Source organism: Micromonospora parva, assembly GCF_040649675.1.
Classification (GTDB): domain Bacteria; phylum Actinomycetota; class Actinomycetes; order Mycobacteriales; family Micromonosporaceae; genus Micromonospora; species Micromonospora parva.
On sequence record NZ_JBEZFX010000001.1, the window covers coordinates 1 to 12,678 of the forward strand.

Here is a 12,678-nt window from a genome sequence, read left to right on the forward strand (position 1 = left end):
CGACCGGCGGCGTTGCGGTTTCGTCCGGATACGACACCGGTATCCGGACGAAACCGCGCCTTGCCGGATCGCCGCCCGGACTCCGCCTCGGCTCGACCGCCCTTATGAAACAGGCCCTAGTCGGCGTTGCTCTCCGAGGGGGCGTCGTCCGGTGCCCGGGCGTCGTCATCGGTGAGCGCGTCGTCGGACGAGGTGGTGAGGTCGGCGAGCCGGCGCTCGGCCTCCCGGATCTCCTCGTCGAGCCTGCTGTTCTCCTCGTCGGGGCCCTGCGACATGGGCGACCTCCATCGGGCGCGACCAGCAGCCCTGCGAGTACCCGAACTGACGGCGGGGACACGAGGGCCCGCCCGCTCTTGAGGCGGCGTGGCCGGTGGGTGACCGCTGCGCGCTGTCGGCACCGACGTACCGAGCGCCGGGCCGGTCGGCGGGCGCGCCGGGCTGGAACCCGGGAGCGTTGCCGACCCGGCCCGGTGCCGGATCAGCGCTGCTTCAGCTCGCGCCAGGATGGGTGGGTGCCGCGCCAGGCGTCGGCGAGGATGGCCGCCGAGGCCCGGCTGGGGCACTGCTGCACCCGCTCACGACCCGACGCCCCACCGATCTGGGCGCGGACCTCCCAACCCTGCCCGTCAGTACGGATGTACACGTCCCGGCGCCCGCGCGGGGTCGTGTCTCCGTTCCACCAGTGCTCCTCCACCTTCATTCGCCGACCGTATAGCAATTCCCGCGCCGAGGGTACGGCGCAGGTATGACCGGACCGGGGCAAGGGCGACAATCCGGGCGCATTTCCGCCCAACCGTTGACGGTTCGAAACCATAACGGGCGGTTCTCCCTCTCCTGAGTTGCGCATCAGGAGAACCCCACCCTGCCCCACCCCCGCAACTCCCACCGCCCACCGCTGTTGATCAAGAACTTTGCGTCACCAATCGCGCCGTCGACGACGCAAACTTCTTGATCAACAAGGGAGGGCAGGGGCAGCGGGTCAGGGGTGGGTTGTCAGGAGGTAGTCGTCGGCTTCGGGGCTCCAGCGGAGGTCCAGTACGCCGGCGGTGGCGGCGGCCTTGCAGAACTGCAGGAAGCTGCGGTAGCCGAGCTTCTTCTCGCTGAAGTCTGGGCGGGCCCGGCGTACCTGGTTCTTCAGCCCGGACAGCGCCACCGGGTTGCCGCCGCTGCCCAGGTCCGCCACGACGCCCCGGAGTAGGCCGAACGCCACCTCGCGGTCGCCGTGCTCGGGCAGCGACACCTCGGGGTCACCCTTGGCCGGCCCCTCGGCCAGCTCGATCACGTTGCGTTCGGCGAGGTGGCGCAGCAGCTCACCGAAGGTGCGGAAGCCGTAGTCGGACTCACTGAAGGTCGGGTCCTTGCGCAGCAGGGTGCGCTTGAGCCGGGACGCGGTGACCTCACCGTTGGCGCTGCCCTGCAGGCCGGCGACCGACTGGGCGACCTGTACGGCGAGCGCGTCCGCGTCCCGGTCGGGCTCCGCCTCCTGCGGTCGACGGTCCACCTCCTGCTCCGGCTCGGGCGGGCGCTGTTCCGCGCCGGCCTGCCGGGCGGCGGAACGCGCGCGCCCACCACGAGCCGGCGGGATGTCCACGCCCTCCAGCCGGTCGTAGTAGAGGAACTCGTCGCACGCCGGGGGCAGCAGCCCCGAGGTGGACCCCTCGACCCCGACGCCGATGACCCGCTTGTTCAGCTCCCGCAGCTTGTGCACCAGCGGGGTGAAGTCGCTGTCACCGCTACAGATCACGAAGGTGGAGATGTACTCGCGTTCGAACGCCAACTCGATCGCGTCGACGGCCATCTTGATGTCCGCGGCGTTCTTGCGGGAGGCGCCCATCCGTTGCGGGATCTCGATCAGCTCGACGTGGGAGCGGGTGAGCATCCGGCGGTCCTCGTCGAAGTAGGACCAGTCGGCGTACGCCCGGCGGACCACCACCCGGCCCCGTTCGGCCAACGCGTCGGCGATGGGCCGGAAGTCGAAGGCTACGCCGCCGCGATGGTCACGCGCGCCCAGCGCGAGGTTCTCGTAGTCGAGAAAGAGGGCGATCCGGTCTTCTTGATCCACGCGGATCAGCCTACGCCGGGCGCGAGCTGGTCGGGGCGGGCGACGCGCGACACCTCAACTCGACAACCGTCCATTTCTTGCGGCCTTATAGTCGTTTATTTTCGTTGTTCGATAGGTGTCTTGCAGTGCCATGTTCGGTGCTGCATCATGACGATCAATGTCGGGCGTCGGGGGCGCCGGGCGGACCTCCACCACCACCCACTCAGGAGGGTCACCGATGTTTCGCAGCCTCACGCCGACGCGGGGACGGCCCGGCGGCACCGCCGTCGCGCTCGCGGCCGGTCTCGCCGTGCTGGTCGCCGGGCCCACCTCGGCCGCCGCCAGTCCACCGGGGTCCGCCGGCGCGCGGCCGGTGGTCACCCGCGCCGCCCTCGACCCGGCGCTGGTCGCCGGGCGCGGCGCGGACGTCGGCTTCCTGGAGCAGGAAGCGGAGAACGCGCGCACCAACGGCGAGATCATCGGGCCGGACCGGTCCGCCTACACCCTGCCCGCGGAGGCCTCCGGCCGCCGGGCGGTCCGGCTCACCCCCGGGGAGTACGTGGAGTTCGTCCTGCCCAGCGCGGCGAACGGGATCACCGTGCGGTACAGCATCCCGGACGCGCCGCAGGGAGGTGGGATCACCGCGCCGCTGAAGGTCGCGGTGAACGGCAAGCATCTGCGCACCATGACGCTCACCTCGCAGTACTCGTGGCTCTACAACCAGTACCCCTTCACCAACGACCCGCAGGCCGGGCTGCTGCACCCGGACTGGTGGATCACCGAGTGCCAGTGCGTGCCGTCGGCCACCACGCCGTACCCGAGCATCAGCACACCGTTCCGGCCCACCCACTTCTACGACGAGCAGCGGCTCCTGCTCGGGCGTACGTACCGGGCCGGCGACACTGTCCGGCTCACCGCGCCGCCCGGCAGCGCCGCCGCCTGGACGGTCATCGACCTGCTCGACTCCGAACTGGTCGCCCCGCCGCGTGTCCGGCTGCTCGCGGCGAACGTGCTCGCCTTCGGCGCCGACCCGACCGGCCGGCGGGACTCCGCCGACGCGCTGGACCGGGCCATCGCCTTCGCCCGGCGCGCCCACCTCACCGTGTACCTCCCGCCGGGCACCTACCAGGTCAACCGGCACGTCATCGTCGACGACGTGACCATCGAGGGCGCCGGCAACTGGCACACCATCATCAAGGGCCGCGAGGTCGCCCTGCCGGCCCCCGCGCCGGACGGCTCGGTGCACACCGGAGTCGGGTTCTACGGTCGGGACGCCGCCGACGGCGGCAGCCGCAACGTGCACCTCTCCGGCTTCGCCATCGAGGGCGACGTGCGGGAGCGCATCGACACCGACCAGGTCAACGCGATCGGCGGGGCGATGAGCGACTCCACCATCGACGGGCTCTACCTGCACCACACCAAGGCAGGCCTGTGGTTCGACGGCCCGATGCGCAACGTCCGGGTCACCAACAACATCATCGTCGACCAGATCGCCGACGCCCTCAACTTCCACACCGGGGTGACCGACTCCCTGGTCGCGCACAACTTCGTCCGCAACACCGGCGACGACGGCCTGGCGATGTGGTCGGAGAAGACGGCCAACGCGCGGAACACGTTCGACCACAACACCGTGCAGTCACCGACCCTGGCCAACGGCATCGCCATCTACGGCGGCACCGACACCACCGTCTCGCACAACCTCGTCGCCGACCCGGTACGTGAGGGCAGCGGCCTGCACGCCGGGTCCCGCTTCGGCGCGGAGCCGTTCACCGGGCACCTGCGGTTCACCAACAACACCACCGCCCGCGCCGGCACGTACGAGCTGAACTGGAACATCGGCCTGGGGGCGATCTGGCTCTTCGCCCTGGATCGCAGCATCGAGGCGGGCATCGAGGTGACCGGCGACGCGTACCTGGACAACACGTACAACGCGATCATGCTGGTCAGCGACTGGCCGGTGAAGGACCTCTACTCGATCTCCGACGTGCGGTTCCGGGACGTCCGGGTCGACGGCACCGGCACCTCGGTGGTCAGCGCCCGCACGGCCGGGTCCGCCTCGTTCGCCAACGTGGACGCCCGCAACGTCGGCGCGGTCGGCGTCAACAACTGCGGATCGTTCCACTTCACCGCGGCCGGCTCGGAGTTCACAGTGACCGACCTCGGCGGTAACGACGGCGGGTGGCTCGCACCGTGGCTGCTGCCCAACACCATCACCTGCGACGACCGGCCGCCCGTGTCACCGCCCCCGCCTCCTGCGCGGTGGTGAACGCGGTGGGCGGTCCGGCATCCGGGCCGCCCACCGCACACTCGGGACAGGCGGGTCAGCGCACCCGGGCGTACGCCAGTGGCACGCTCGTCGGCTGACCATCCCACCTGCCGCTCAGGGTGGCCCCGGTGGCCCCGTCGGCCCCGGCCCCGGGCCGCCGGACGACCACCAGTTCGACGGTGTCGGTGCTGATGAGCGTGCTGTCCCCGTCGACGACCCGGCGCAGGGCGCCGACCGGGGGCGGGTTGTCGCTGCCGGTCTCGCTGACCTCGATCGTCATCGTCGGCTCGCGTACCTCGCGCCGGCCGTCGACCTCGAAGTACTGCTCCGCCTGGCCGCCACCGGTGAGGATCGCGTGGGCGAGCGCGGCGGCGTACACCGGGTCGGCGCAGCCGTCGTACACCCAGCGTCGGCCGAGCGCCGAGTGCTCGGTGGTGCCGACCAGCCACTGCTCGGCACCGTCGAGAGGGGTGGCGCGGTAGGTGAGGGGGACCTGGTGGACCGGCCCGTCGGCGGCGGCGACCAGCATCGTCTCGATGCCGACCTCGCCGGCCGGGTCGTCGAAGCGGTAGGCGCCCCGGCTCACCACCTCGACGCCGGTCGGTCCGGCGAACCATTGTCGGTCGGGCAGCCAGGCCGTCAGCAGGTTCAGCTTCGTGGGGTGCAGGGTCGCCCTGTGCAGCAGTGCCATGACGGCAGCCTAGTCAGAGGCCGGCGCACTGTTGCCCGCCGATCGTGCAGCTCTCCGGCTCCCGGGCCTTCGGCCGGCTGTCGCGGACGTCGAAGCTGATCGTCTGGGATCCCCCGGCCGGCACGGCGGTTCCGGTGAAGGTGATCACCCGTTTGTCCTGTCGCCAGTTCGCGCCGTCCACGTCGTCGACTGTGGTGCCCTCGGCGAGGGTGACCACCACCGCCCAGTCCGCCACCGCGGCGGTGCCGGGATTGCCGACCACGATCTCGCCGGTGTAGCCGAACAGCCGGCTGGAGTCGGTCTGGTAGCGGGCCGTCATGGGCGTCGGTGGCGGGGGTGGCGCAGCCGACTCGGTGGTGCGCGAGGGCTTCGCCGACGGGGTCCGGCTCGGCCGGGTGGTCGGTGACGCGGTGACCCGCGTGGGGCGCGCCGAGGGGGTCGCCGTGGGCGCGACGGTGCTCCGGGCGGGGGTCACCGTCGGCGACGCGCTGGGGGCCGGTGCGGGCGCGGCGACCGGCTCCGGGTCGGGCGGCAACGTCACCCAGGCCGCCGTCCCGGCCAGCAGCACCGCCCCGGCCACAACGGCGACCAGCGTGCGACGCCGGCGGGGGTTGCGGCCGGCCCCGCCGCGTACGCCGAGCACCGGCAGTTCCGCTGTCATCCCACCGTCGGCGCGGCGCAGGTCGACCTGCTGGAAGGCGAGCCAGTCGAGAATGGCCGGCAGCCGCACGGTGAGCGCCTGCCGCAGCTGTTGCTCACGGGGCTCGTGCTGCTCGCCGGACCACGCGCCGTGCGTGCTGACCTCCCGGAGCTCCAACCGGCAGCCCTGCTTGGTGGCGGTGACCGTGCAGGTCAGCTCGCTGAGCCGGCCAGCCTCGTCGCAGGACAGCACGAGGAGGTCCGGCTCCTGTCGCTCGGTCACCTCGACCTCGACGTTGGCGTCGAAGCCGGGCAGGCCGGCGGTGTGCAGCAGCAGCCGGTCCGGCACGCCCTCGACCGTCTCGGCCTCGGCGAACCACCGGCCGAGCAACTGCCGGTCGGTCAGGGCGAGCCAGACCCGCTCAGCCGGGTGGGACAGGTCGACCTGCGCACCGATCTCGATCACGGCGAGACTCTAACCGGTTGCCCGCCGGGCCTGTCCCGCCCGCCCGAGCCGGTTGCCGGCGCCCTGATCAGCCCCAGCGAGCGGACCGTGCGACCACTGTGGCCAGCGCGGCCCGGGCGTCGGCACTCACCTCGGCGACCACCTGCGCCGCCGGCAGCTCCCGGGCCAGCGGGTGGGCCTGCCCGGCCCACAGGTTGGCCACCGACGCGTCCCCGTCGCGCCGGGCGGCGGCCAGCAGTGGGCGCGTCAGGTGGAGCACCTGGGGGTAACCGCGCGGTGCCACCGCGTCGTGTTGGCGCAGGAAGTCGTTGGCCACCCCACGGGCCCGCTTACCGGTGTACGACCGGGTCAACGCGGTCGGCGTGGCACCGGCCACCGCCGCCCGGTGCATCGGCGAGCTGCCCGCCTCCGGGCAGCGCAGGAAGGCCGTGCCGAGTTGCGCGGCGGCGGCGCCGGCGGCCAGCACGGCGGCCACCGCGGGACCGTCGACGAGGCCGCCCGCGGCCACCAGCGGCCGGTCACAGCGGGCGGCGGTCAGCCGGAGCAGCGGCAGCACCCCGTAGTCGTCGTCGTCCGGCAGGCCGCCACGATGCCCACCGGCCTCGGTGCCCTGCACCACCACGGCGTCCACACCGAGGTCGGCGGCGGCGGTCGCGGCGTCCGGGCGGGTGACGGTGGCCCACACCTCGGTGCCCCGCTCGCGCAGGGCGGTCACCGCCGCCCGGTCGGGCAGACCGAACACGAAGGACACGACCGGGACCGGGTCCGCGAGCAGCGCGGCCAGCTTCTCCGGGTACGCGTCGTCGCCTCCCACCGGCTCGCCCAGGCTCACCCCGCGCTGCCCGGCCTGCGGGGCGAGCCGTTCGGCGTACGCCTGGATGGCCGCCTCGTCGACGCCGCCGGGGTCGGGCAGGAAGACGTTGACACCGAACGGCCGGTCGGTGCGGGCGCGGACCTCGGCGACGTCGGCGACCAACCGTTCGGTGTCGATCATTCCGGCGGCGAGGAAGCCCAGTCCGCCCGCCGCGGACACGGCGGCCACGAGCGCGGGGGTGGACGGGCCGCCGGCCATCGGGGCGGCGATGATCGGGTGGCGCAACGTGGACAGGACGGACATCCTCCCATCCTGCCGCAGGCCCGGGCCGCTCACTGGCGCGCGGTGTGCCTCCAGCGCAGCACGCCGGCCAGCCCGAGCAGGAGCACCAGCGTCCCCGCTCCGGCCACCAGCGGCCACGTCCGCCCACCCGCGCCGCCGATCTCCCCGGCGGCCGGACGGACCGCCGTGGGCGACACCGGGTCGACGGACTCCGTGGCGGGAGTGGCGGTGGCCGTGGTGGCGGTGGCCGGGTAGCGCAGGATCGTCGGGCGGCTGGTGGGTTGGCCGGCAGCCTCGGAGACGGTGAGCAACGACCGGCCGTCGCGACTGTAGGTGATCGATTCGCCCTGGGGCTCGTCCGGCAGCGGGGTGATCCGCGCGGTGCCGGTGGTCAACGCGCGGACCACGTCGCCGTCGGGCACGTCGTACTCGAAGGCGTCGGCGTAGCTGCGCAGCGCCACCCGCCGTCCGTCCGGGGCGGCCGCCGCGCCGGTGATCACCCCGCGCCCCAGGAAGGAGAACGGGTTGCTGGTCGTGGTTGTCGGCAGTGTCACCTGGCCCAACGCGGTCAACGGCGTCGTCGCGTCCGCCCGCAGCGCGGTGGTCGGCGCGTACAGGAAGACGGTGCCACTGCCGCCCTTGGTGATGATCAGCGGCCGACCGGACGCGTCGAGCAGCAGCGCCTCGGCGTCGTGCGGACGGTCCGGGTAGGTCATCCGGTGCAGCACCGGTTGCTCCGCCCCCGGCGCGAGTCGCCACACCCCGACCGTCGGCCGGGACCGGTCGTTGTCGCCGATGTCGGCGACCCAGACGGTGCCGTCCCGGCCGATGGCCAGGTCCTCCGTGTCCCGGGGCCGGGACGGGAAGGAGACAGTTCGCCGCACCGCGCACCGCTGGTCGAGGAAGAAGATCCGGCGGCGCGCCTCGTCGTCGGCCCCGTCGTTGATCACCACGTACCCGTCGTCGGTGGCGACCATCCCGGAGATCTCGCGGAGCCGGTTGTCCCGCACCTCGCAGACCGGCGTGCCCGCCGCCGCGCCCGCCGAGGCGGTGCCTGGCACCAGTGCCACCGCCGGCGGCAGCACGCCAGCGAGCAACACGGTCAGCACCGCCAGCGCGCGAGCACGCCGCCCCCAGGTCAACCGTCCGCGTACCCGCATCGCCCACCCTCCTCGTCGCGGCCGTGAGCGGCCACCCGCCCATCCTGGCCGATCCCGGCCAGCGGCGGCGGTCATCCGGGGGACGCACCCGGACCCCTGGTCGATGTACTGTCGCTGCGCCCGATTCTGCAGCCGGAGGATGTCCATGACCGTGCGCGACACCAGGCCGGCCGACCGGTTCGGGCGACGGCTGCTGCGCCGCCTCGGCCGCCCGGCCGGTGGCGCCGCCGTCGCGTGGGTGCCGCTCGCCGCGGTCATCTGTGGCCTCTTCACCGGCGCGCTGGCGAGCCGGGCCGCCTGGGAGACGTCTCGGCCGCAACCCGACCGGGCCGAGGCCGCCGCCATCCTCACCGAGGTCTTTCCCGGGCACGACCTCGGTGAGATCGACACCCCGCCGGCCCTCTTCGTCGTCTACGGGCACGCGCTGCGTCTGAAGACCGTCAAGACACTGCTGTTCGGTGACGGTGGCGAATATCAGGAGAGCGCCACCGGCGCGGCTGCCTTCGGCGCGCCACCGGTGCCCGCCGCGCAGATCGTCGCGGTGGCCAGGGAGCGCCTGACCGGTGCCGGCTGGCGGGTGTACGACCCTCAGGTGTCCGACCGGGTCGGCTGCGCGGACAAGTTCTGCGCCACCCCGGAGGCGATCAGCGACACCGCGCTGACCGCCCGACGTGGCGACACCATCCTGAATGCCTCGATCTCCTCCCAGACAGCCGTGGACGCCACGTACCTCTCGGTCGAGCTGCACCGGGCGCCGCCGCCCCTGGTGGTCCCCGCCGGAGTGCTCGCCACGGTGCTCGGCGCGGTGGCCGGCTGGATGGTCTTCGGCTGGGTCAGCCGTCGCACCGAGGGGCGTCGACGCCGGGGCGCGGTGAACGGCCTGGTCGGGGTGGCCACGGTGCTGTGGTGGCTGCCGGTGCCGCTGAGCGTCCCCGTCCTGTTGGGGCACCATCGGGACGAGCCACACCCGGCCTGGCATCCGTACTGGGAGTGGTTGGGCCAGCCGACCGCCTCGCTGCTCTTCCTGGTCGGCGCCGGGTGCGCGCTGCTGGCGCTGGGGCTGGCCGCCGGACCCCGTCGGGGCACCACACCCGAGGCGGCGACCGGCTGACCGCCGTCGCACCGGTCCGGGCACGCCCAGGGCCGGCCCCGCCGGGGTACGACGTGGGCCGGACCCTGGGCGTCGGCTAGCGGACGGACCAGCGCTGGGCGCCGGTGCCGTCACACGTCCAGAGCTGCGTGGTCGTGCCGTTGGCCGTCCCGGCGGAGGTCACGCTGACGCACTTGCCGGCGGAGGTGAGCACGATCGTGCCGTCCGTCCGGAACGTAAAGCGCTGCGCGGCGGTGCCGTTGCAGGTCCAGATCTGCACCCTCGTGCCGTCGGCGCTCGCTGCGCCGTTCACGTCCAGGCACCGATCGCCGTAGACCCGCAGCTCCCCGGCGGCGGTACGGGTCCAACGCTGGTTGGTGCCCCCATGGCAGTCCCAGATGATCGTGGGGGTACCGGTCGTGGTGCTGGCTCCGGAGACGTCCAGGCACCGCCCGGAGACGGGGTTGACCAGGCCGACGGCGGTGCCCACCGGCGGTCCGCCCGCCGGGACCAGGCTGCCGGGCACCGACTGCAGCGCGGCGTACCAGCGGGCCGCCATCTTGTCGTACCCGCCGGCGTTCGGGTGGACGCCGTCGGCGAGGTCGGTGGTGGTGAGCGCGGCGTGCATGTCGACCAGGTGCACCCGGCTGCCCTTCTGCGCCACGATGCCGGGGATCGCCGCGTTGTACGCCTAGACCCGCGCCTCCCGGTTCGGGTCGGATTCGGGGGTGATGGTGGCGACGAAGACGTCCGCCAGCGGAGCCGTCAACCTGATCTTGTCGATGAGACCGGAGAGGCGTGCCGGAGCGTTGGCGAGGTCGTAGTTCTGGTTCACGTCGTTGGTGCCGATGTGCAGCAGCACCGTACGCGGGTCGGTGGCCCGCAACCAGGTGACGATGTTGGCGTCGAGCTGGTCGATGCGCCAGCCGGAGTGGCCCTCGTGGTCGTGGTCACCGAGACTGGCCGGCCCGTTGAACCCCGAGCCGACGAAGTCGACGGTGTAGCCGCCACCGACCAGCCGCTGCCACAGGTTGATCCGGTAGCCGCCCGGAACGTTGTAGCCATCGGTGATCGAGTCACCGAGTGGCATCACGCGTACGCCGCCGTTCGACTCGGCCTGGGCGGGTGCGACCTGGGTCAGCGCCAGCACGGCGCCGAGGACGAGCCCGAAGGCCCCCGCGGCGGCCCGTCGTGCGTTCCATCGCATTGTTGATCCCTCTCCTCGAAGGTCGTCCGGGCCGTCAGCGGTGCCTGTCCCGCCGAAACGACGACCACTCCAGACGCATTCATTGATGATGGACAATCAATTCGTCCGGCTGGACCGACTGCGGCGCGGACGCGAGCCAAACGCCGAGCTGGCTGCGCCGAGCGGTCCCGGGCCCGTCGCCGTGGAGGCAGCACCTCCCGGAAACCGCCAGATCTCGGCTGGCGTGGCAGTCTGAGTGCGGCTGTGGTGGGTAGGCAGCGGCCCGGCGGCATATCCATACCCGCCGGGTGGGAGGCTCCGATGAGCACGTACCGGGATGAACAGGGCGGCACGATCCCTCCTCCGGAGGCGGACGCCCTTGAGCAACGACAGGACGCGTTCGACGTCGGCCCGCCGGACCGGGTGTCGGGTGACGTGGACCCGGAGGCGGCCGAGGCCGACCTGGCCGAGCAGGGCGCCTTCCCGGCGGGCACGCTCGAGGAGGTGACGTCGCTGCCGGCCGACGCCAACCCGGCGGACGCCCTCGAACAGCGTCAGGAGATCCCGGCCCGCGACGAGGGACGTCGCACCTGAGCCACGCCCGCCCCGCCACCACACGGGCCCAGCCGACCTGGTCTTCAACGGGTGATGCCTGTGGGTCATAAAGATGACCCACAGGCATCATGCTCGTGGGGAGTCGAACCCAGGCGGCCCGCCGGCTCAGCCGACGGCGCTGACCGGCCGGCTCAGCCGACGGCGCTGACCGGCCGGCTCAGCCGACGGCCACCTGCCAGAGGAGGAACGCGTTGAGCGCGACCACCAGCACGGCCACCAGGGACGCGGCGGCGGTGGTGAGCGGGTGGTTGACGAGGTTGCCCATCAGGTCGCGGCGGCGGGTGAAGGCGACCACCGGGATCAGCGCGAACGGGATGCCGAAGCTGAGGATGACCTGGGACAGCACGAGCGCCCGGGTCGGGTCGAGGCCGATGGCGAGCACCCCCAGTGCGGGCAGCAGGGTGACCAGCCGACGCAGCAGCAGCGGGATCCGGCGCCGCAGGAAGCCCTGCATGATCACTTCTCCGGCGTAGGTGCCCACGCTCGTGGAGGCGAGCCCCGAGACCAGCAGGGCGACGGCGAAGCCGAACGCGGCGGCGGTCCCGATGCTCTGGCCGAGCCCGGCGTGCACCCCCTCCAGACTGTCCGCACCGCCCGGGCCACCGCCCCGGAAGCTGGCCGCGGCGATCAGCAGCATGGCGAGGTTGACCGCGCCGGCCACGCTCAGGGCGAGCAGGACGTCGGTGCGCTGACCGCGGAACAGGATCCGACGCTCGGCGTCGTCGGCGGCGGGAATGCGGTCCCGGGTGAGCGCGGAGTGCACGTAGATGACGTGCGGCATCACTGTCGCGCCGAGGATGCCGGCGGCCAGCAGCACGCTGTCCGTGCCCTGCAGGCGCGGCACCAGACCGGCCATCGCCGAGCCGGGATCGGAGCCGGAGGCGAGCAGGTTGGCGGCGAAGGCCAGCACGATCACCCCGAGCAGGACGGCGATGGCGACCTCGAAGGCGCGGTAGCCGCGTGAGCGCAGCGCGAGCACGGCGAACGCGGCGGTGCCGATGATGATCCCGCCGGGCAGCAGGGGAATGCCGAAGAGCAGGTACAGGGCCACCGCCCCACCGATCACCTCGGCCAGGTCGGTGGCCATGGCGACCAGCTCGGCCTGCACCCACATCATCCGGTTCACCGGCCGGGGCAGGCGTTCCCGGCACAGCTCGGGCAGGCTGCGCCCGGTGGCCAGACCCAGCTTCGCGGTGAGGGTCTGCACCAGCATCGCCATCAGGTTGGCCACCACCACGACCCAGACCAGCAGATAGCCGTAGCGGGCACCGGCGGCGGAGTTGGTGGCGAAGTTGCCGGGATCGACGTAGGCGACGGCGGCGACGAACGCCGGGCCGAGCAGGATCAGCCGGCCGCGTACCCGGCCCCGGGCGCGAGCGGCCTGTAGTGGAGTCGTCCTCGACGTCGTCAGTTCGTTGGTGACCATCG

The 12,678-nt window shown here is 72.8% G+C and carries 13 protein-coding genes; 3 read left to right on the forward strand and 10 right to left on the reverse strand.

Annotation, left to right across the window (positions count from 1 at the left end; translation table 11 throughout):
* Positions 1 to 116 precede the first annotated feature (116 nt).
* The 3 genes from AB0C03_RS00005 to AB0C03_RS00015 form a co-directional block, all read right to left on the reverse strand.
* Complete coding sequence (locus AB0C03_RS00005; protein WP_210861615.1) at positions 117 to 275, reverse strand: hypothetical protein; 159 nt, start codon at positions 273 to 275, stop codon at positions 117 to 119.
* A 203-nt stretch (positions 276 to 478) separates the two neighbouring features.
* A complete protein-coding gene (locus tag AB0C03_RS00010) occupies positions 479 to 700 on the reverse strand; it encodes a hypothetical protein (RefSeq protein ID WP_030335934.1) in 222 nt (73 codons plus the stop codon).
* A gap of 279 nt (positions 701 to 979) precedes the next feature.
* The gene (locus AB0C03_RS00015; RefSeq protein ID WP_030335936.1) at positions 980 to 2,062 is read right to left on the reverse strand and encodes a PIN domain-containing protein; all 1,083 of its coding nucleotides are present in this window, start codon (positions 2,060 to 2,062) and stop codon (positions 980 to 982) included.
* Positions 2,063 to 2,279: 217 nt separating this feature from the next.
* On the opposite strand from AB0C03_RS00015, the gene AB0C03_RS00020 reads away from it, so the two are divergent.
* Entirely contained in the window at positions 2,280 to 4,307 is a 2,028-nt protein-coding gene (locus tag AB0C03_RS00020; RefSeq protein WP_210863013.1) for a glycosyl hydrolase family 28-related protein, read from the forward strand.
* Between the two features lie 55 nt (positions 4,308 to 4,362).
* Here the strand turns inward: AB0C03_RS00020 and AB0C03_RS00025 are convergent, their stop codons facing one another.
* From AB0C03_RS00025 to AB0C03_RS00040, 4 genes are all read right to left on the reverse strand, one after another.
* On the reverse strand, positions 4,363 to 4,998 hold the full coding sequence (locus AB0C03_RS00025) for a CG0192-related protein (protein ID WP_030335939.1): 636 nt from the start codon (positions 4,996 to 4,998) through the stop codon (positions 4,363 to 4,365).
* 13 nt (positions 4,999 to 5,011) lie between these two features.
* Entirely contained in the window at positions 5,012 to 6,103 is a 1,092-nt protein-coding gene (locus tag AB0C03_RS00030) for an SRPBCC domain-containing protein (RefSeq protein WP_030335942.1), read from the reverse strand.
* A 67-nt stretch (positions 6,104 to 6,170) separates the two neighbouring features.
* Positions 6,171 to 7,220 carry an NAD(P)H-dependent flavin oxidoreductase gene (locus tag AB0C03_RS00035; protein ID WP_030335944.1) on the reverse strand — a complete coding sequence of 350 codons (1,050 nt, stop codon included), beginning with the start codon at positions 7,218 to 7,220 and terminating at the stop codon, positions 6,171 to 6,173.
* A 29-nt stretch (positions 7,221 to 7,249) separates the two neighbouring features.
* Entirely contained in the window at positions 7,250 to 8,359 is a 1,110-nt protein-coding gene (locus AB0C03_RS00040) for an esterase-like activity of phytase family protein (protein ID WP_247681116.1), read from the reverse strand.
* A 145-nt stretch (positions 8,360 to 8,504) separates the two neighbouring features.
* Between AB0C03_RS00040 and AB0C03_RS00045 the strand changes: the two genes are divergently transcribed.
* Positions 8,505 to 9,470: a hypothetical protein gene (locus tag AB0C03_RS00045; protein ID WP_357632923.1), complete on the forward strand. Its 966-nt coding sequence runs from the start codon at positions 8,505 to 8,507 to the stop codon at positions 9,468 to 9,470.
* A gap of 76 nt (positions 9,471 to 9,546) precedes the next feature.
* Here the strand turns inward: AB0C03_RS00045 and AB0C03_RS00050 are convergent, their stop codons facing one another.
* Positions 9,547 to 10,113 (reverse strand): ricin-type beta-trefoil lectin domain protein, encoded by a 567-nt coding sequence (locus AB0C03_RS00050; RefSeq protein ID WP_357632926.1) that lies wholly within the window; start codon positions 10,111 to 10,113, stop codon positions 9,547 to 9,549.
* A gap of 27 nt (positions 10,114 to 10,140) precedes the next feature.
* Entirely contained in the window at positions 10,141 to 10,656 is a 516-nt protein-coding gene (locus AB0C03_RS00055) for a GDSL-type esterase/lipase family protein (protein WP_357632929.1), read from the reverse strand.
* 300 nt (positions 10,657 to 10,956) lie between these two features.
* On the opposite strand from AB0C03_RS00055, the gene AB0C03_RS00060 reads away from it, so the two are divergent.
* Positions 10,957 to 11,229 (forward strand): hypothetical protein, encoded by a 273-nt coding sequence (locus AB0C03_RS00060; protein ID WP_051708766.1) that lies wholly within the window; start codon positions 10,957 to 10,959, stop codon positions 11,227 to 11,229.
* Between the two features lie 178 nt (positions 11,230 to 11,407).
* Here the strand turns inward: AB0C03_RS00060 and AB0C03_RS00065 are convergent, their stop codons facing one another.
* A complete protein-coding gene (locus tag AB0C03_RS00065; RefSeq protein ID WP_210866687.1) occupies positions 11,408 to 12,676 on the reverse strand; it encodes an Nramp family divalent metal transporter in 1,269 nt (422 codons plus the stop codon).
* Positions 12,677 to 12,678 lie beyond the last annotated feature (2 nt).

Bases quoted from the DNA above. Each gene is read 5' to 3' on its own strand.
- AB0C03_RS00040 (WP_247681116.1), bottom strand. From the start codon at position 8,359: ATGCGGGTACGCGGACGGTTGACCTGGGGGCGGCGTGCTCGCGCGCTG.
- AB0C03_RS00020 (WP_210863013.1), top strand. From the start codon at position 2,280: ATGTTTCGCAGCCTCACGCCGACGCGGGGACGGCCCGGCGGCACCGCC.
- AB0C03_RS00025 (WP_030335939.1), bottom strand. From the start codon at position 4,998: ATGGCACTGCTGCACAGGGCGACCCTGCACCCCACGAAGCTGAACCTG.
- AB0C03_RS00005 (WP_210861615.1), bottom strand. From the start codon at position 275: ATGTCGCAGGGCCCCGACGAGGAGAACAGCAGGCTCGACGAGGAGATC.
- AB0C03_RS00060 (WP_051708766.1), top strand. From the start codon at position 10,957: ATGAGCACGTACCGGGATGAACAGGGCGGCACGATCCCTCCTCCGGAG.
- AB0C03_RS00055 (WP_357632929.1), bottom strand. From the start codon at position 10,656: ATGCGATGGAACGCACGACGGGCCGCCGCGGGGGCCTTCGGGCTCGTC.
- AB0C03_RS00010 (WP_030335934.1), bottom strand. From the start codon at position 700: ATGAAGGTGGAGGAGCACTGGTGGAACGGAGACACGACCCCGCGCGGG.
- AB0C03_RS00065 (WP_210866687.1), bottom strand. From the start codon at position 12,676: ATGGTCACCAACGAACTGACGACGTCGAGGACGACTCCACTACAGGCC.
- AB0C03_RS00035 (WP_030335944.1), bottom strand. From the start codon at position 7,220: ATGTCCGTCCTGTCCACGTTGCGCCACCCGATCATCGCCGCCCCGATG.
- AB0C03_RS00045 (WP_357632923.1), top strand. From the start codon at position 8,505: ATGACCGTGCGCGACACCAGGCCGGCCGACCGGTTCGGGCGACGGCTG.